Origin of the sequence: Bacteroides sp. AM07-18 (assembly GCF_003602695.1) — a bacterium.
GTDB classification, from domain to species: domain Bacteria; phylum Bacteroidota; class Bacteroidia; order Bacteroidales; family Bacteroidaceae; genus Bacteroides; species Bacteroides uniformis.
This window is the reverse complement of sequence record NZ_QTLM01000002.1, coordinates 458,765-477,239: the sequence shown is the minus strand read 5'-3', so window position 1 is coordinate 477,239 and position 18,475 is coordinate 458,765. Positions and strand designations below refer to the sequence as shown.

Here is an 18,475-nt window from a genome sequence, read left to right as displayed (position 1 = left end):
TATTCCGCTATCATCCTTAACTGCGGATGAAAGGACGGATTGTAGGTGACACCCAGTGCAAAGCCATTCAGCTTGTACTCCTTGCGGTCATTATACAGATAGGAAAGATGCACGCCAACCTCCTCTTTACCCGCAACGGGTATCTGCTTGGAAGCGGCAATATAGAAACGGCTGTAATAGCCGTTACCTTCCGTAGTGCTAACTTGACCGCCGCCAGAGGAAGTGAACGGGTCAGATGTCCCCAGCACCACGGCCGGCATGTATTTCCAGAACTGCCCCTCCTTCAACACACGCAGACGGGCGGAAAAGTAACGGTCCTGGTTCGTGAATCCGCTGTACCCGTATGGCTTCAATCCTAACGCCTCCGCCTTGAAAAGTGTACACGTGTAGGCTATTTCCAGAAAGGGAAAGATAGTTACACTCAAGAAATAGTTGTAGGTATGATAGTACCAGGTGGGTGGTGTGAGCTCCTTGTTCAGGAAGTTACCGCCAACCATGAAAGTCTTGTCACGCTGCATCTCCGCAGAGGGTGCATGCAACAGCCCGGTCGTACCATACGTCAACTGGGAAAAGGCTGAAAGGGAAAGGCTGCAAAACAGAACGATAAAGAATAGCTTAAACTTCATCATCACATATAAATTCAGTCGCTGATAAAAATGGATTGCTTTATAACATGCATCGGACATAGTACCAAAAAAAGGCGTCTGAGTCCCAGACGCCTTCATTTTTAGAGTCTATTTGTCACTTGGAGTATATTATTCCAGGATAACTACGCGGTTCAGGAAGTTCTTGCCGAACATATTGGCAGTACCACCGAATCCAACGAGTTCGAGCTGGTCTTTGTCAACACCCTGAGCAATCAAAGCATCGTAAACAACCTGAGCACGCTTTTCAGACAGCTTCTGGTTCCAAGAAGCGCTACCGGTAGCCTTGTCGGCATAGCCTGCAACCTTGTACTTCTTGTCCGGATTAGCCTTCAGAATCTTGGCTGCCAGTTCGATGTTAACCTTGCCATAGTCGTCCAGACGGGCGCTGCCAATCTTGAAGAAGATGGCACGCGGACCGGCAACTTCAACTACCTTGGTCACTTCCTTAACTTCAGGTTTAGCGTTGGCCAGTGCATTCTTGCAGTTAGCCAGGTCAGCTTGAGCCTGAGCCAGTTCACTTCTATATCTGTTGATTTCTGCATTGACTGCGTCTTCATCAATCTTAGAAACCGGAATAAACTTCTTACCACCGAAGATGTAGCTAACACCTGCAGTCAAAGTTCCAGTACCTTCAGCCTTGCGATGGCTGCTGATATTGCCGAATACAGACGGAGCGATAGCACCGCGAGCTTCTACGTCAATAGCCCACTTAGTGTTGATATTGAACTTCAAGCCCAAACCAGCAGAAGCGCCTACACGTGCTCTAGTCTTTTCATCCCCATCAGGAATCATTGTTCCATCGTTTTGAATCAGCACATTAGCTGACTTTGCAACAGTTACTTGAGGACCCAAAAATCCATAAACTTCGAAGAAACGGTTAGGATTAACGCCTGCGAACAATGTAGAAAGATTGATCATTGCATCAATGTTACCACCAAAGTACGTCTTATTATGTTCCCAATATGAGTTATCCAGACACAAGTGCTGAGTAACACCATTGAACTGAGCACGTACACCCCATGTCGGAGTAATCAACTTACCAACTGATACGCTAAAATGCGGAGCCAATTTATTGAAACCATCATTGTTGATAGCGTGGACACCACCACCTACACTCACGAAAATATTATCGCTCCATTTCGGAGTGTAGTAGTTCGTTTTTTCTTGTGCATTCAGATTTGCTGCACAAGCGCCTGCTAATAATAAGGAGGCTATTACTAATTTACTTTTCATTATTCCTTTAGTTTAAAATTAAATACTAACTAAAACGATTTTAGTAAGCTGTACCGTCACCATTACCACCACCAGCATTGTTTCCATTGCCATGACCGTGACCATGATCATGAGTAATTGAAACAATATCTTGTGTTGCAGTTGTATTAAGTGCAACCTTAATATTTACACCAGGAATATTATATACCACACCATCTACTGTTGCTGAAACATTATTTACAGAAGTCTGATAGTTTGTAGTAGCTTTCAAAGTAACAGTTGTATAAGGTGCAATTGTTACTTCTTCTGTTCTAACTACTGCAGTAAAACCGGTATTAAGACCTTCTACAGCAGCTTTCAATACAGCTTTCAGTTCTTCATTAGACAAAGCCTTAGTAGCAGGTATATTTGCATCAATCCAAGTTTTTACCTCATCAATGTTAGTAACAGTTTGACCGACATATGCTGTATATGACAATTCTTGCACTACAGGCTCGGGACTATCATTGGTATAACTTCCACCATCTACAACCTGACCTATTTCAGGTTTTATAGTCTCAGGATCAGGAGTAGGATATACATCCTTAGCGGCATCTGTTATTTTCTGCAAGAAAATGTTTACCGGAACAAAAGCGAATTGTCCTTTATTCAAAGCAGGAATCACAGCTTGTCCCTCGCCTGGTAAATAATCTTTTTTTGTAGCAGTAAACTTTCTTGTTTCAGGTGCAATTTTACCATCAGCACCAGCCTTCACTTCAGTGTCACCTGTAATATTAAGGCCTTCTGTTATGATAGAACGATCCCCCAAATCATATACAGTAATAGCAATGGTAGCACTTGCAGGATCCAATTCCACAGGTGCAACATTGAATTCTTCCTTTTCGCAGCTTGTGAACATCACACTTGTCAAAGCCACTGTAGCCAATGCTAATTTAGCATTTACGCCACTAAAAAAACTTTTCTTTTTCATCTCAATTAATTAATTAAAAATTTAACAATTCTGACTTAATAAAATATGGGTTAAAACTATTTTCTTCCATTATATTATCACTTGCCTCTGCCTTGTATTCCTTATAATAATACCTTTCATTACCTGCATTATAAGAAATACCCATATTGGTAGAAGTATTCACACGCGGTACATATCCTTTCCTTTTATACTTATAAGGAGGCAATGCCACCTGAAACCGGAATCCTCCATTCGCTTTAGCATGCTCTGCCTTCATGACATAAAAGCCGATTGAGCAATAACGGAAATGACGAATCATATCGAATTTAATCCCCTTTTCCTTCAACAAATACTGTTCAGCCTTCAGTGTGAACTGTGTATTAAATCGCGGCCAATAGAAATTTCCACCCAAAGACCACGTCACACGCCATAATGAAGGATCATATTGGAACTTAAATCCGTCCCAACGTCCAGCTCCCGTATATCCTATTCTTGCCAACAAAGAAAAGCGCTCATCCTTAAAGGGTCGAAAGAAATCTACATCAGCACCATATCGGTTGCCACTAAAATAACCTACTGAAAATTTACCAAAAACGTTATAAGGCAATCGAAAACGTTGTGAAAGAGTCAGGAAACCCGGATGAACCTTTCCTTCCCGAGCCCCATATCCATCATTATAAACCGGTATCTTCACTTGTGCTGTGGCTTTCATACCCTTCCATAACGAAATTTCTATTGCAGGGCTCAAATCAAATAGAACTTGATAAATCTGCGTAATAATCACGTTCTTGAAAGAGAATTCCGGATACACCAATACATCAATCTTGAACAAAGAACTATTTTTCAACTTTATTTTCCGTGCATTTTCCCAAGCATCGCCCAATTCATAGCTCACATTCCAGTCATTACGCTCCGCTTGAGGCACCGAATCCCCCTTTAGGGGACAATAATAAAGAGAAATTTGGGGTACATTATTGTCCAGAACAATTATCCGACATGACTTTTCTTCCGGAAATGACATTATATACTTTACATTATGTTTGATATGATATACAGTTTGCTGAATATCAGTAGCCTTTTATGTTTATTTGTTTTTTTTCAAACAATAAAGTATCTTCCTCTTGTTTGCTATTTAATAGTTAATTGTTACTGGCTTATTATTATATTTGCCCTTTTAGCAGTACTGTATTGTGTGGTGTAAATGTTTAATAATTAATAAATTGAATACAAAAAGTAAGAATGGAAATAATTTTGGGAATTGAGAACTTGTTACCATTTTGTTACTACTAATAATAAACTGTGTGTTTTTATTGAAAGAATATGAAAAAGCTATTGAAAATAAAAGAGCCAATAAAGGTGAGAACAAAAAAGTTAGTAAATGGATGTCAATCCATATATCTAGACATATATATGAATGGAAGACGACAATACGAATTCTTAAAGTTGTATATTATCCCTGAACATAATCAAGCTGACAAAAAACGAAATGTGGAAACGCTAAATTTAGCAAATGCGATTAAGTCTCAGAGGATTGTGGAAATACAAAATCAAGCTTATGGATTTAATCGTAACAGATTGTCCGATGTGAAGCTGACTGACTATATGAAATTAGTAGCAGAACAAAGTGTAAACAATAAGGTGCGAAAAAGTACAATACATGCTGTCGTATGTCATTTGAAAAGATATACACCGAATGGAATATTGTTAAGGAAGGTAGACAAAGCCTATTTATTGGGGTTTATAGATTACTTGAAGAGAGCAAAACAAATACATAGTCAAAAAGAAAAAATGTTACATGTTAACACCCAACTTTATTATTTGAAGATGCTACGTTATTGTTTGAACTGTGCTGTCTATGAAGATTACATAACTGTTAACCCAATGGATAAAATAAAGAATGAGGATAAGCCAAAACGTTGTAGAACAGAAAGGGATTATCTCACAATAAAGGAATTAACCAGATTAGTTCATACTCCTTTTTATAATACCTTATTAAAAAAAGCATTTCTATTCAGCTGTTTTTGTGGATTGAGACATTGTGATATTATTGCATTGAGATGGGAAGATATACGTTATGATGAAAATGGAAATGCACTATTGAATATCATTCAGAAGAAAACGAAAGAAGCCATATCGCTTCCACTCAGTTCAGAAGCTATAAAACATTTGCCAAACAGAGGAAATGCCCAAGAGACGGAAAAGGTATTTGCCGGATTGGTCTCATTAGGACGGAGTAATGAAATTTTGCATAGATGGGTCGAGCAGGCTGGGATATCGAAACATGTAACCTTTCACACAGCACGCCATACACATGCAACAATGATGCTGACGTTGGGAGTAGATTTATATACAGTCTCCAAGTTATTGGGACATACCAATATACAGACAACACAAATTTACGCAAAGCTTGTGGATGAAAGTAAAAAGAAGGCCGTCGCTTTGATTCCTAATATAACATAAGAGCTAGTTGAATTCGAAATACAATTTGCCATTTTGTATTTTTAGTCATCACTTCGTGTTCCTAATTCACTTAAAAGATATTAGGAGCCTAATAAATGCTGCTAAAACTCATTATGTAAACTGTAAGTGTCATTGATTTGTTGATCTTTGATTAAAAAATGATAGATATTTTTTATTCATGCAAATAATTGCATTCCTATTTTGAGTTATTGGCGTTAAAATGAAGAATACTGAACATCAGCTGCTTTGGCTCCCTAAAATGGATTTTAAGATGAATGGAGGGCTATTTCAAAGAAGTGGTTTATCATTTTATGAAAAAAACTGTTTTTCTACCGAGAATAAGTTAATATCTTGTTTGCTAGATATTGTATTTTTGTTTGCCGGATATTAACTTGCTACATACAAAAAACAAGTCCTTTAGAGAAAGTATTACATAAATATCTGTATAAATGTAGGGTATTTGTATTTTCATCCTTATTTTTTGCGGATACTTTTTCTATTTTTTCTTTTTCGCAAGAAAAGTAGATTAGTAGAAATTGCTAAAAAGTGACTATTTGACACAAAATATAACATTCTATATGACAATTGTACATCGTTAATTCAAAAGTTTTAAAATGGTAATAGACTTCATATAAACATTCAGGGGCTTTGTTAGAAGCTTTTGAAGAAAAAACGAGATTATTTCATCTTTTCATATAAAATTCTTTGGTATTATTAAAAATGTGTCTATTTTTGCACCATATTTTGTGTTATACGGACACGAAAAATGGTTGAAAAAATGAGGTATAAAAACTCTAACATAAGAAAGTGCCTAAATACTAAAACAATAGCACAGTGTGCAGCGTTCTTTTTATACTGTTTGCTCCCTTTAAAAGGAATTTGCCAAACGGGGGAAAGTACTGTAGATGCTTTAGTGAAAATGGGATTTGAAAATGTTGGATGGACAGAAGATGGCAATGAACGTGTTTATGTTCTGCAAAACTCTGCATATCGTTTGCAGGGTGTAGGCATAGGTAAGGCGGTAGATATTATTCAAAAGATGGGTTTACCGGAAGAAAAGTCATGTCGGATAATAGTTCTGGACAATAATGTACCCCAAATTTCTCTTTATTATTGTCCCCTAAAGGGGGATTCGGTGCCTCAAGCGGAGCGTAATGACTGGAATGTGAGCTATGAATTGGGCGATGCTTGGAAAAATGCACGGAAAATAAAGTTGAAAAATAGTTCTTTGTTCAAGATTGATGTATTGGTATATCCTCAATTAGCTTTCAAGAATCTGGTGATTACACAGATTTACCAGGTCTTGTTTGATTTGAGTCCTGCGATAGAAGTTTCGTTATGGAAAGGTATGAAATTAACGGCACAGTTGAAAATACCGGTTTATAATGATGGGTATGGAAGGTTTGAAGATAAAGTTCATCCAGGACATATTACAATTTCACAGCGTTTTAGATTACCGTATAATGTGTTTGGTAAAGTGACTGTGGGATGTTTTAGTGCTGACCAATATGGAGTGGACGCCGAATTTTATCGCCCTTTTAAGGATGAACGCTTTTCCTTAATGGCTCGGATTGGGTATACAGGAATGGGATATTGGAGCGGATTTCGCTATGTATATGATCCTTCGACAGCACTTGTTACGTGGTCTTTGGGCGGTAGCTTTTATTGGCCGCAATTTAACACTCAGTTTAATCTGAAAGCAGAACAGTATTTATTGAAGGAGAAAGGTGTTAAATTTGAAATGATTCGCCATTTTCGCTATTGTTCGATTGGTTTCTATGCAATGAAAGCAGAACATGCAAAGATGAATGGAGGCTTCCGATTTCAAGTGGCATTACCTCCTTATAAATATAAAAGGAAAGGATATATACCTCGTGTGAATACCTCTGCTAATATGGGCATTGTTTATAATGCAGGTAATGAAAGGTACTATTATAGACAGTATAAAGCGGAAGTTAGTGACAATATAATGGAAGAAAATAGTTTTAACCCATATTTTATTAAGTCAGAATTGTTAAATTTTTAATTAATTAATTGAGATGAAAAAGATTAAATTCTTAAACGGCATAAGTGCAGTATTTGCGTTAGCCGTAGTAGCTTTAGCTACAACTTTAACTTCTTGTGAGAAGGAAGAGTTCAACGTTAATGTAACTCCTACTAATGCACAAGCTGTTATTAGTCCGATTGTGCTTGCTATAGAGGATGGTGTTACTACAGATGTAACTGGCCAAGCCACTATCGCACCTGCAGAGTTGACATTTACTGGTAATCCTACTCTGGCTGCTAAGAGTGTTGATGTTACAGCTTCTTATAATGGTTTGAGTGCAACTGTTACAGTTAAGGTTCCTGCTTTGCAAGCTGGGCAATTTGCTACTCTGACTCCGACTATCATTCTTCAGGAAGAAGATGCTGAGACTAAGATTGTAGCAGAATCTACAAAACTTGAACCAGTAACGGATCCTAAAGTTAAGACTTGGGATAACTACGAGCTTTATTGGTTTGACATTCCATCATTCCCTTATGTAGTAAAAGAAGGTGCAAAAGTAGGTGCAAAGAAAATCAATACAACTGATCTTATTGAACGCGCAGCTATTGAATCTTTCTTTAACACGCTTGAGAATACATATGAGGAAACGACAGTAACAACACCGGAGAATAAGTATAAAGTTTATGCTAACTCTAGAACAACTGCATCTATTACTTATACTGTTGTAACAACTGAATATAAAGTAGTGAAGAAGGCTGTAACAAAAGCTGAAACAGAGCCTTTAGCTTCTATTGAAGTAGATGATTATACAACTTCTACACTGTTTGTTCTTGAAAATCAAGATATTCCTGGTCACGGTCATAGCCACGGTCATGGTCATGGTCATGGTGAAGGCAATGCCGGTGGTGGTGTTGGTGAACTTGATTAATAGAAGTTTTAGTTGTTATTTATCTTAAACTCAAGAGAAAATGAAAAGTAAATTAATGATAGCCTCCTTACTATTGGCAGGCGCTTGTGCAGCAAATCTGAATGCACAGGAAAAAACGAACTACTACACTCCGAAATGGAGCGATAATATTTTTGTCAGTGTAGGTGGTGGTATCCACGCCATCAACAATGACGGTTTCAATAAGATTGCTCCGCATTTCAGCGTGTCAGTTGGTAAGCTGATTACTCCGACTTGGGGTGTACGTGCTCAGGTAAACGGTATTACTCAGCATCTGTGTTTGGATGATGCATATTGGGAACACAACAAGACTTATGTAGGTGGTAACATTGATGCAATGATCAATCTTTCTACATTGTTTGCCGGCGCCAATCCTAACCGTTTCTTCGAAGTTTATGGTTTCTTGGGACCTCAAATTTCTGTAGCAAAATCTCAAAATGTGGATATTACAATTAGTGCTGACGGTACTTCGCAGTCTATGGCTCCTGCCGGTGAAGCTGAAATGCGTGCACGTATCGGTGCTTCCGCCGGTTTGGGCTTGAAGTTCAATATCAACACTAAGTGGGCTATTGATGTAGAAGCTCGCGGTGCTATCGCTCCGTCCATTTTCGGTAACATCAGCAGCCATCGCAAGGCTGAAGGCACTGGCATGTTGACCGCAGGTGTTAGCTACATCTTCGGTGGCAAGAAATTTGTGAAGGCTTCCAATATCGACGAAGATGCTATCAATGCGGAAATCAACAGATATAGAAGCGAACTGGCTCAGGCTCAGGCTGACCTGGCTAACTGCAAGAATGCACTGGCCAACGCTAAACCTGAAGTTAAGGAAGTGACCAAGGAAGTTGAAGTTGCCGGTCCGCGTGCTATCTTCTTCAAGATTGGCAGCGCCCGTCTGGACGACTATGGCAAGGTTAACATCCAGTTGGCTGCCAAGATTCTGAAGGCTAATCCGGATAGGAAGTACAAAGTTGCCGGTTATTGCGATAAGGCTACCGGTAGCGCTTCTTGGAACCAGAAACTGTCTGAAAAGCGTGCTCAGGTTGTTTACGATGCTTTGATTGCAGAAGGTGTAAGTAAAGACCAACTTGAGCTCGTAGGATTCGGAGGTACTGAAAACATGTTCGGCAAGAACTTCCTGAACCGTGTAGTTATCCTGGAATAATAACTCCAAGTGACAAATAGACTCTAAAAATGAAGGCGTCTGGGACTCAGACGCCTTTTTTTGGTACTATGTCCGATGCATGTTATAAAGCAATCCATTTTTATCAGCGACTGAATTTATATGTGATGATGAAGTTTAAGCTATTCTTTATCGTTCTGTTTTGCAGCCTTTCCCTTTCAGCCTTTTCCCAGTTGACGTATGGTACGACCGGGCTGTTGCATGCACCCTCTGCGGAGATGCAGCGTGACAAGACTTTCATGGTTGGCGGTAACTTCCTGAACAAGGAGCTCACACCACCCACCTGGTACTATCATACCTACAACTACTTCCTGAATGTCACAGTCTTTCCCTTTCTGGAAGTGGCCTACACGTGTACACTTTTCAAGGCGGAGGCGTTGGGATTGAAGCCATACGGATACAGCGGATTCACGAACCAGGACCGTTACTTTTCCGCCCGACTGCGTGTGTTGAAGGAGGGGCAGTTCTGGAAATACATGCCGGCTGTCGTGCTGGGGACGTCCGACCCGTTCACTTCTTCCGGAGGGGGGCAAGTCGGCACCACGGAAGGTAACGGATATTACAGCCGTTTCTACATTGCCGCCTCCAAGCATATACCCGTTGTGGGTAAAGAGGAGATTGGTGTCCATCTTTCCTACCTTTACAACAACCGCAAGGAGTACAAGCTGAATGGCTTTGCACTGGGTGTCACCTACAATCCGTCCTTCCATCCGCAGCTGAGGGTGATAGCGGAATATGACTCCAAGGACTTTGCCTTGGGAGCCACTTATCTGTTGTTCAAGCATCTGCATGTGCAGGTGGAAATGCAGAGGATGAAATATTTCAGTGGAGGGCTGACATACAAAATTCATCTGAAATAAGAAATAAGAAGTAACCCAAAGTCTCAGTGACTCCATTAAAAAAGCAGCTAAAGTATGACATCCAACTTTAACTGCTTTTATTCTAATATACCAATTTTACATTGTCAATCCACAACGAATTACCGGGAGAACCTATGTAAGCACCACCGTGGCTGGAGGTAAACTGTAACAACAAATGAGTAGGCACATCATCTTCCGTTCCCCAGGCAACCTCCTTAATAGGTACGCTCTCTCCTTTACTATTAACTGCATAGCGTTCTTCAACCTGAAGACGCATCATGTGGGCCTTGTACGCAGGGTCACCGGTAATATCACCGTACATGATGGAATAAGTGGCATTATTATGCCAATCGGTAGTAGTATAATATCTTACGACCATCGTTCCTACGCGCTTGGCATAGATATTCCCCTTCTCATCTTCCCAACGCTTTTGCAGAAACAGATTCACTTCCGGGAAGTCCTTTCCTTCCACATCTGTGATACGGCTAAAGCCCGTTGCACGGATACGCTTCTCGCGGTCGGACATCTTTACTTTATAATCAAACTGTATGGCGATAGGTTTCTTTGTAAACGGTATGCCGGAATTCAGCATTTTCTGCGGATTTTTGGTTCCCTTGATAGGTTCGTGCACCTCACCCAGAAACATAGAGCCGGCAGCCAGCACCGTGATATCTACTATTCCAAAAACCTTCACACTCTCCATACGGGTGTCCATGCGGGCGCAGAAACCATCCCCTCGCTTTTCCGGAAAAACAGAAGTATTAGTTTTCGTGATACCGGCTACCCGGGCCATCACATTGGATGTCGCCCACGGCGAACCTCCCATATTCTTGTATGCCTTGGTTTCGGTGACAGTAGCAGTAGGGCCGATGGCATACACATTCTTCGTGGCACCGCCAATAATACCGGATTCCTTGATTTGGCGGTCAATCCATTGATCCATATTTCCGAAAGGAATCATCTCTACCTCGTGCTGCTGCGCAGAAACGGCTCCGCAACAAAGCATGGCAGACAGCACTCCCAACATACGAATTTTCTTTTGAATCATTTCTCTCATTGATAATTGACAATCATTATAAATCGTACTTCCACTGTTCCAGCGCAAAATTCCAGTTATCCTGAACCAACTGCACTGTACGCTCATCATACTTGTATTTATTCTTCTTATATCCTTTCTTTCCGCCTACATACTTCTCAATATCGGCACGCGCCTCTGCAAAGCCCGGAATGGACAAAGCCTTGTAGATATGTTCAGTCATTCCCATTGCGTCCGCTTCGAAGTCCTCAAACTTCACCTCTATCAAGTTTCCTTCAGGAATGCATGCCTTGTCCGCTTCGTATTTATGATACAGTTTGGCATAAATGGACAAAATATTCTTCTCAAGCTCCTCATTACTGATATCCTGCAGTTTCAACGGCTGAATGGTGTTAGTAAAGAAACTACGTGTGCTTTCGAAAACAGTATAAGGATTACGCATCAGATAGATAAACTTGGCATTGGGGAACATCTTGACAAGCTCTTTCACACGTCCCGTATGAGGCGGATTCTTACTAAGAAACTGGGTTCCGTTCGTATTCCAAAGAGAAATCTTTATCAGTTTGACGAAAGTCTCCTCAAATACTTTCAGCTCTTTCTCTGTGATGTCATCAAACAGCAGGTATTTATCGGCATACTCTTGCTGATATTCGGGCAGGAACCAGAAATTATAATAGGTGTAGGGCATCATATTTGCCAAAGCAAACTCCTCTTCTTGCGGAAGGTCAACGGCAAGCTCCATATTGTCCGTGGGACGTTTGTCCGGCATCAACCAACTCATGTTCTTCTTGAAGAAAGGCTGCCCCCACATCATAAGATGCGGAAATACAGTCTGGTATGTCGTGTTGTAGCCGAAATGCTTGTCGCAGGAGAAAACATTATGCACAAACGTAGTCCCGCTACGCCAGTGTCCCAAAATGAATACCGGATCATGCTCCAAGGGCTTATCTGCCAGGAGCTTTTCATAGCGTCTGTCCTGCAGAGGAGCCAAAGTGGACAGCAGGCGGCAGACAGCTTTTGTCAGCCGATACTTGCCTTTGTAGGCAGCACCGATGTCACGACCGCCCGTTATATCCTTGAATGTTTTCCAATCCGCACCTACCAAGGTGTTTATCGGAAGCTTATTAAATTCTAATAGTCCCATTATTCTTTTTATATTAATTATGTTATGGTGCTCGTCCGGTCGCACCGTACAAGAGTCTCAGTACTCCTATGGAAGTACTACAGTACTCCTTTGAAAGTACTACGGTACTTATAAGGAAGTACTGCGCTCTATCCGTACAGCCACGCCCTGGCGTTCCAGCTCTTTCACAGCCTTTTCTATAGCTTCGTAATGTTCGGGAGCTATACCCAGCTGAGGCAAATTCAGCATAGGCAGGTCCTCAGCTAAGTGCATGTCCTTATCCTCCACCCTATCGATAATCATACCTACAGCACTGGTATTGTTGGTTATCGGGTCTATCAGGATAAACGAACCGGTAGCTTTATTCTTCTGATAAGGGTCAAAGAAAAGCTCTTTGGCAGTAGTCAGCACCACACACGCAATCTGATTGAGCTGCATCGGCAATGTTTCCTTGCTCAACTTTCCATTGTCAATGGAAAGATGCTCCATCGTATTGACATCCACCTTATACTTGATGCTGTCGATGCGGGTGCGGCTTATATTGGTGGTCTGTTTGATGAAGAATGATTTGTTTATATCCATCGGCTCTTCATCCATCCAAACCAGCATCGTTTCAAAATTGCGGTCCATGACGGGCAGGTTATCCGGATGTACCAGCATTTCCCCTCTCGACACATCTATTTCGTCCTCCAAAGTCAGGGTGACGGACTGGGGCGGAAAGGCGTAATCCAACTCGCCGTCGTATGTAACTATACTCTTGATATGCGACTTCTTACCGGAAGGCAATGCCATCACTTCATCTCCCTTACGAACAATACCCGAAGCCACCTTGCCGCAAAAACCACGGAAATCGAGATTGGGGCGCAAGACGTATTGAACCGGGAAACGAAAATCCTTCAAATTATGATCGTTGTCAATATGTACCGTCTCCAGGAAGTCAAGAAGTGAAATACCCTCATACCAAGGAGTACGTTCCGATTTCTCCACTACATTGTCCCCGTCCAAAGCTGACAGCGGAATGCAGTTTACGTCAGGAATACCCAATGGAGCTATAAACTTCCGGTATTCATCGACTATCTCGTTAAAACGTTCTTCGGAGAAATCCACCAGGTCCATCTTATTGACAGCAAGCACCACATGCTTGATGCCAAGCAACGACACCAGGAAAGTATGCCGGCGCGTCTGCGTAATGACACCCATACGTGCATCCACCAGAATAATTGCCAGGTTAGCCGTAGAGCCTCCGGTAATCATGTTGCGTGTGTACTGCTCGTGTCCCGGAGTGTCGGCAATGATAAACTTACGATTGTTGGTCGAGAAGTAGCGGTATGCCACGTCGATGGTGATGCCTTGTTCGCGCTCCGCCTTCAAGCCGTCCAGCAAAAGGGCGTAGTCAATGTGGTCGCCGGCATTTCCCATGCGCTTGCTGTCGCGTTCCAGTGCGTCCAGCTGGTCCTCATATAGTTTCTTGCTGTCGAACAACAGACGGCCTATCAATGTGGATTTTCCGTCATCCACAGAACCGGCAGTCAGTAAGCGCAACAAGTCTTTCTGCTCATCCTTTCGGAGAAACTCCGAAATTGACAATTGACAATTGACTATTGACAATTCGTCCTTACACCTATCTTTCATACTTTATTTTCTTTCATTTTTTTTATAATCGAAATAAGGAGCCTCAACAGTTCCCTACAATCTTCTATTATGGAATTATATTCATCCGCTGAGAGATAATCAGATTCTTTTAATAGCATCAGCCAATATTCTGTTTCATTTGCTTCTTTTAGAGCAATACTCAATTTATTGATAAAATCAGCTTTTGACTGAGCATGTTCACTTTCCTTAATCAAAGCACCTACAGCTGTTCCGCTTCTCAATATTTGCTTAGAAAGAACAAGCTCCTTTCTATGCTCACACAGCAACTTGTAAAGTCTGACAATCCGTATTGCAAAAGCAAACGATTTATCCATTATGAGATTACCTTTCCCCATAATTGTCAATTGTCAATTATCAATTGTCAATTTAAAAGTATCCCTCGCGCTTCTTCTGCTCCATGCTTGCGTCTTGGTCGAAGTCAATGACACGGGTCGTCCGTTCACTCTTGGTGGTGGTCATCATTTCCTCGACAATCTTCTCGATGGTATCGGCATCGCTTTCCACAGCACCGGTCAACGGCCAGCAACCCAGCGTACGGAAACGCACCATACGCATCTTTATCTGGTCGCGGTACTGTTCCGGCAAGCGGTCGTCATCCGCCATTATCAGATTTCCGTCAATCTCCACACAAGGACGTTCCTTGGCAAAATACAACGGCACAATAGGGATGTTTTCCAAACGTATATATTGCCAGATGTCCAGCTCCGTCCAATTACTTAACGGAAATACGCGGATACTCTCTCCTTTATGTACCCGGGCATTATAAATATCCCACAATTCGGGACGCTGATTTTTGGGGTCCCATTGATGGAACTTGTCGCGGAAAGAGAAAATACGCTCTTTGGCACGTGACTTCTCCTCGTCGCGGCGAGCACCACCGAATGCCGCATCAAACTTATACTTATCCAATGCGTGGAGCAAAGCCTGCGTTTTCATCAAGTCCGTATGCACCTTGCTGCCATGCGTAAAAGGCCCGACACCTGCATTGAAAGCTTCCATATTGCTTTCCACTATCAGGTTCCAACCATACTTCTTGGCATACTCGTCACGGAACTGTATCATCTCCTTAAACTTCCACTTGGAATCGATGTGCATCAACGGGAACGGCACTTTGCCGGGAGCAAACGCCTTTTCGGCCAAGCGCACCATAACCGAAGAATCCTTGCCGATACTATACAGCATCACCGGATTTTCAAACTCCGCTGCCACTTCACGGATAATATGAATGGACTCTGCTTCGAGTTCCTTCAAATGGCTCAATTTATATTCTTCTTTCATTATATCTTATTTCTTCTGAATTCTTGGTAAAATGAGTTCCAACAGTTTATTGACCGATTCTTCCAGGCTGAGAACAGAGGTGTCCAACGTCAAAGCCGGATGAGCCGGTTCCTCAAAAGGCGCGGAAATACCTGTAAAATTCTTGATTTCTCCCTTACGTGCCTTGGCATAAAGTCCCTTCACGTCACGGCGTTCACACTCTTCAAGCGGGGTACTGACATAAACTTCCAGAAAATCGTCTTGTCCGATAATATCAGCCGCCATTTCACGAATATCGTTATTAGGACTGATAAAAGCCGCGATTGTTATAACACCCGTATCAAGAAAGAGTTTGGAAACTTCGGCTATACGCCGGATATTCTCCACACGGTCGGCCTCCGTAAAACCGAGATTATTGTTGATGCCACTGCGGATGTTGTCACCATCCAGGATACGGCAAAGCAATCCTCTTTTATGAAGTTCGCGCTCCAAGGCAATGGCTATCGTACTTTTGCCGGAGCCGCTCAAGCCGGTAAACCAAACCATCACGCTGTGCTGCTTCAACAAGTCTTCTTTGTCTTTCCGCATCAGCATTCTGTCAAATATCGGATATATGTGGTTGTTTTCTTCCATATGTTATTATTTCTTCTTTTTTTTAAAATGGCCAAATTAAAGGAATCAAGAAAATGGATATCAGGAAAGTAATGATATTCAAAGGTAATCCGATGCGTACAAAATCCGTGAACTTATAGTTACCGATACCTTGTACAATCAAATTAGTCTGATACCCTATAGGAGTGGAGAAGCTGGCGGAAGCCGCCATACAAATTACAACGAAGAAAGGCATCGGACTGACTCCCATCTGTGAAGAGATGGAAAGTGCCAACGGGAAAGCGAGTGCCGCGGCCGCATTGTTCGTAATCAGCTCTGTAAACAAGTTCGTTATGATAAACACAGCAGCCAGCAACACGTGGGGGCCATAATGATGGCTCATGCCTATAATGAAACGCGCCACAGCATCTGCCACTCCGGAATTCACCATCGCCTTGCTGATAGCAAAAGCACAAGCAATCGTTATCAGAATATCCCAAGATATATATTTGGTATACTTGCGGGCCGGAAATATCTTTGTCCAGGCCATAATGATAGTAGTAATGGAAACGAAGAAAAACATATCCAACTTGATTTCCGGAAAAGCTTCCTTGACAACCGGAAGTTCACCAACCGTTGCACCCACTATCATCAATATCAGCAAAGCCAAGGCAAACCAGCGCTTTCCCTTTCCGGGCACTGGTTCCGTATCCTTGCCATTGGCCAGCAACACGAACACCGAAGATTCCCCCCAGGTCTTTACAAAAGAGTCATCAGCCATCACCACCAGCGTATCCCCTTCGCGGAGATATTCATTTTCCAGATTTCCAACAATGCTCTGACCGCTACGCTTAATCTCCTTCACTTCGGCCCCATAATGCCGCTTGAAGTTAAAATCACCAAGTTTCTTGTTGATACCGGGAAAACGGGCGCCGAGTACAGCTTCCACCCGATGTAAATCTCCATGCTCCTCCGGTTCCTCATCCAGCTTTACCGCATCCGTACGAACATCCGGCAAAAGCCTTGAGGAAAAAGCGAACAGATAAAGGATGCCTGCAATCGCGACGAAAATGCCCACTTTACCCAACTCGAACATAGTAAAGCCTTCATATCCGGCTTCCAATATCATACCATGCACCACCAGATTGGTCGACGTCCCTATCAGGGTGCAGATTCCGCCAAGTATCGTCACATAAGAAAGGGGTATAAGGAACTTGGTAGCAGGCAATTTTACAGATTCGGCCCAACGCTTGATAATGGGAGCAAAGATAACAACCACCGGAGTATTGTTTAGAAAAGCTGAAATAAAAGCAATGGTGGGCAACATACGGAACTGCGCTTTAAAGACCGTAGTCTTACCTTGGGGAAGCAGCTTCTTGATTACTTGCCCCAAAGCACCCGACTGCCTGATGCCTTCACTGACCAAAAACAGCATGGCAACAGTCATCATCCCCTTATTACTGAACCCTTCCAGCATCTCCTTAGGAGTGAGGATACCTGCACACAAGAACAATACTACGACAGAAAAGAGCACCATGCCCGGACGCATTTTATCCAGAACCAAGGCAATCACCATGCCCAACAATGCCAGCAGCACAAACAATATCTCAAATGTCATAAAGTCGTTATTTTATTTCGGTATGCTTGGGTTCTACGATAAACCACGGATTCAGCAAATCCTCCTTATTATATTGCAAAGGTTCTTCCTTCCCCGCCTGATAAATTTCCATTCCGGCAGCACGTGCAATAGCATGCCCAGCCGCCGTATCCCATTCCATCGTAGGGGCAAAACGAGGATATACATCAGCCTTGCCTTCAGCTACCAGACAAATCTTGATGGAACTTCCACTTGATATAAGCTCAACTTCCGCATGGCTGCATTTCATTTTCTCGATATAATCTTCTGTCTCGGGCGTCAGATGCGAACGGGAAGCCACAATTACAAACCGTTCGTGCACGCTTGTTTCCGGCAGCCGGACAGCTTTCGCAAGCAGTTCATCCCACGACATTCCATCACGTGCAGTAATACCAGATAGCTTATAAGCACCCGAATCATGCACTCCAAAATAGAGCTCCTTTTTTACCGGCACATAAATGACTCCCATTACCGGTACTGAGTGATGCACCAAAGCTATATTCACTGTGAACTCACCGTTCCTCTTAATGAACTCCTTCGTACCGTCCAAAGGGTCTACAATCCATAAAGTTTCCCAACTCCGTCGTTCCGAAAAAGGCAAATGTTTGCCTTCCTCGCTTAGCAGAGGGAAAGGTGTATCAGCCAAAAAACGGCAGATAGTTTCATGAGCCTTACGGTCGGCAATAGTAAGAGGAGAATTATCCGCTTTTTTTTCTACCTGAAAATCCGATGCCGGATCATCGTAAATGGAAAGAATTTTCTCGCCAGCCTGCAAAGCGGCATCAATCGCATTCAGTATATATCGTCGTTCCATACTATATTCTTCTCAAAGATAAGGCACAAAATTAAAAACTTTTTCAGGTCTAAAAGTTTCCACCTCTTGTTTTATAACTTCTTTTAAACGAAAGAGAGAATATTATAAGCACTTTTCACAATCA

At 42.1% G+C, this 18,475-nt stretch carries 16 protein-coding genes and 1 pseudogene; 5 read left to right on the top strand and 12 right to left on the bottom strand.

Annotation, left to right across the window (positions count from 1 at the left end; genetic code table 11):
• From DW096_RS05580 to DW096_RS05565, 4 genes and pseudogenes are all read right to left on the bottom strand, one after another.
• The coding region (locus tag DW096_RS05580) for a YjbH domain-containing protein (RefSeq protein ID WP_233555712.1) at positions 1 to 629 on the bottom strand (629 nt) is incomplete at its 3' end.
• Positions 630 to 755: 126 nt separating this feature from the next.
• Complete coding sequence (locus tag DW096_RS05575; RefSeq protein WP_118930923.1) at positions 756 to 1,880, bottom strand: OmpA family protein; 1,125 nt, start codon at positions 1,878 to 1,880, stop codon at positions 756 to 758.
• Between the two features lie 40 nt (positions 1,881 to 1,920).
• Positions 1,921 to 2,829 (bottom strand): DUF3869 domain-containing protein, encoded by a 909-nt coding sequence (locus tag DW096_RS05570; protein WP_117866196.1) that lies wholly within the window; start codon positions 2,827 to 2,829, stop codon positions 1,921 to 1,923.
• Positions 2,830 to 2,842: 13 nt separating this feature from the next.
• Positions 2,843 to 3,829: pseudogene (locus tag DW096_RS05565) on the bottom strand (YjbH domain-containing protein); the annotation flags it as partial.
• 299 nt (positions 3,830 to 4,128) lie between these two features.
• Between DW096_RS05565 and DW096_RS05560 the strand changes: the two are divergent.
• The 5 genes from DW096_RS05560 (at position 4,129) to DW096_RS05540 (ending at position 10,241) form a co-directional block, all read left to right on the top strand.
• Positions 4,129 to 5,268, top strand: a complete 1,140-nt coding sequence (locus tag DW096_RS05560; RefSeq protein ID WP_117866197.1) for a site-specific integrase — start codon at positions 4,129 to 4,131, stop codon at positions 5,266 to 5,268.
• Between the two features lie 778 nt (positions 5,269 to 6,046).
• Positions 6,047 to 7,294, top strand: coding sequence for a hypothetical protein (locus DW096_RS05555; RefSeq protein ID WP_117866198.1), 1,248 nt, complete (start codon positions 6,047 to 6,049; stop codon positions 7,292 to 7,294).
• 13 nt (positions 7,295 to 7,307) lie between these two features.
• The gene (locus DW096_RS05550) at positions 7,308 to 8,183 is read left to right on the top strand and encodes a DUF3869 domain-containing protein (RefSeq protein ID WP_005827864.1); all 876 of its coding nucleotides are present in this window, start codon (positions 7,308 to 7,310) and stop codon (positions 8,181 to 8,183) included.
• Between the two features lie 40 nt (positions 8,184 to 8,223).
• Positions 8,224 to 9,363 carry an OmpA family protein gene (locus tag DW096_RS05545; RefSeq protein ID WP_117866199.1) on the top strand — a complete coding sequence of 380 codons (1,140 nt, stop codon included), beginning with the start codon at positions 8,224 to 8,226 and terminating at the stop codon, positions 9,361 to 9,363.
• A 125-nt stretch (positions 9,364 to 9,488) separates the two neighbouring features.
• The gene (locus tag DW096_RS05540) at positions 9,489 to 10,241 is read left to right on the top strand and encodes a YjbH domain-containing protein (protein ID WP_118930937.1); all 753 of its coding nucleotides are present in this window, start codon (positions 9,489 to 9,491) and stop codon (positions 10,239 to 10,241) included.
• Between the two features lie 82 nt (positions 10,242 to 10,323).
• On the opposite strand, the gene DW096_RS05535 is transcribed toward DW096_RS05540, so the two are convergent.
• The 8 genes from DW096_RS05535 to cysQ form a co-directional block, all read right to left on the bottom strand.
• A complete protein-coding gene (locus tag DW096_RS05535) occupies positions 10,324 to 11,289 on the bottom strand; it encodes a PCMD domain-containing protein (protein ID WP_057088318.1) in 966 nt (321 codons plus the stop codon).
• Positions 11,290 to 11,314: 25 nt separating this feature from the next.
• A complete protein-coding gene (locus tag DW096_RS05530; RefSeq protein ID WP_087332663.1) occupies positions 11,315 to 12,421 on the bottom strand; it encodes a sulfotransferase in 1,107 nt (368 codons plus the stop codon).
• Between the two features lie 108 nt (positions 12,422 to 12,529).
• Positions 12,530 to 14,032, bottom strand: coding sequence for a sulfate adenylyltransferase subunit CysN (gene cysN, locus DW096_RS05525; RefSeq protein ID WP_118930924.1), 1,503 nt, complete (start codon positions 14,030 to 14,032; stop codon positions 12,530 to 12,532).
• Complete coding sequence (locus DW096_RS05520) at positions 14,029 to 14,388, bottom strand: four helix bundle protein (protein WP_057281831.1); 360 nt, start codon at positions 14,386 to 14,388, stop codon at positions 14,029 to 14,031. Before DW096_RS05520 ends, cysN begins: the two co-directional genes overlap by 4 nt.
• 31 nt (positions 14,389 to 14,419) lie before the next feature.
• Complete coding sequence (cysD, locus tag DW096_RS05515) at positions 14,420 to 15,331, bottom strand: sulfate adenylyltransferase subunit CysD (RefSeq protein ID WP_005826557.1); 912 nt, start codon at positions 15,329 to 15,331, stop codon at positions 14,420 to 14,422.
• A 6-nt stretch (positions 15,332 to 15,337) separates the two neighbouring features.
• Positions 15,338 to 15,943, bottom strand: a complete 606-nt coding sequence (gene cysC, locus DW096_RS05510; protein WP_005826559.1) for an adenylyl-sulfate kinase — start codon at positions 15,941 to 15,943, stop codon at positions 15,338 to 15,340.
• A 22-nt stretch (positions 15,944 to 15,965) separates the two neighbouring features.
• Positions 15,966 to 17,519: an SLC13 family permease gene (locus DW096_RS05505; protein WP_035448034.1), complete on the bottom strand. Its 1,554-nt coding sequence runs from the start codon at positions 17,517 to 17,519 to the stop codon at positions 15,966 to 15,968.
• Positions 17,520 to 17,526: 7 nt separating this feature from the next.
• Positions 17,527 to 18,351: a 3'(2'),5'-bisphosphate nucleotidase CysQ gene (gene cysQ / locus DW096_RS05500; protein WP_005826562.1), complete on the bottom strand. Its 825-nt coding sequence runs from the start codon at positions 18,349 to 18,351 to the stop codon at positions 17,527 to 17,529.
• Positions 18,352 to 18,475 lie beyond the last annotated feature (124 nt).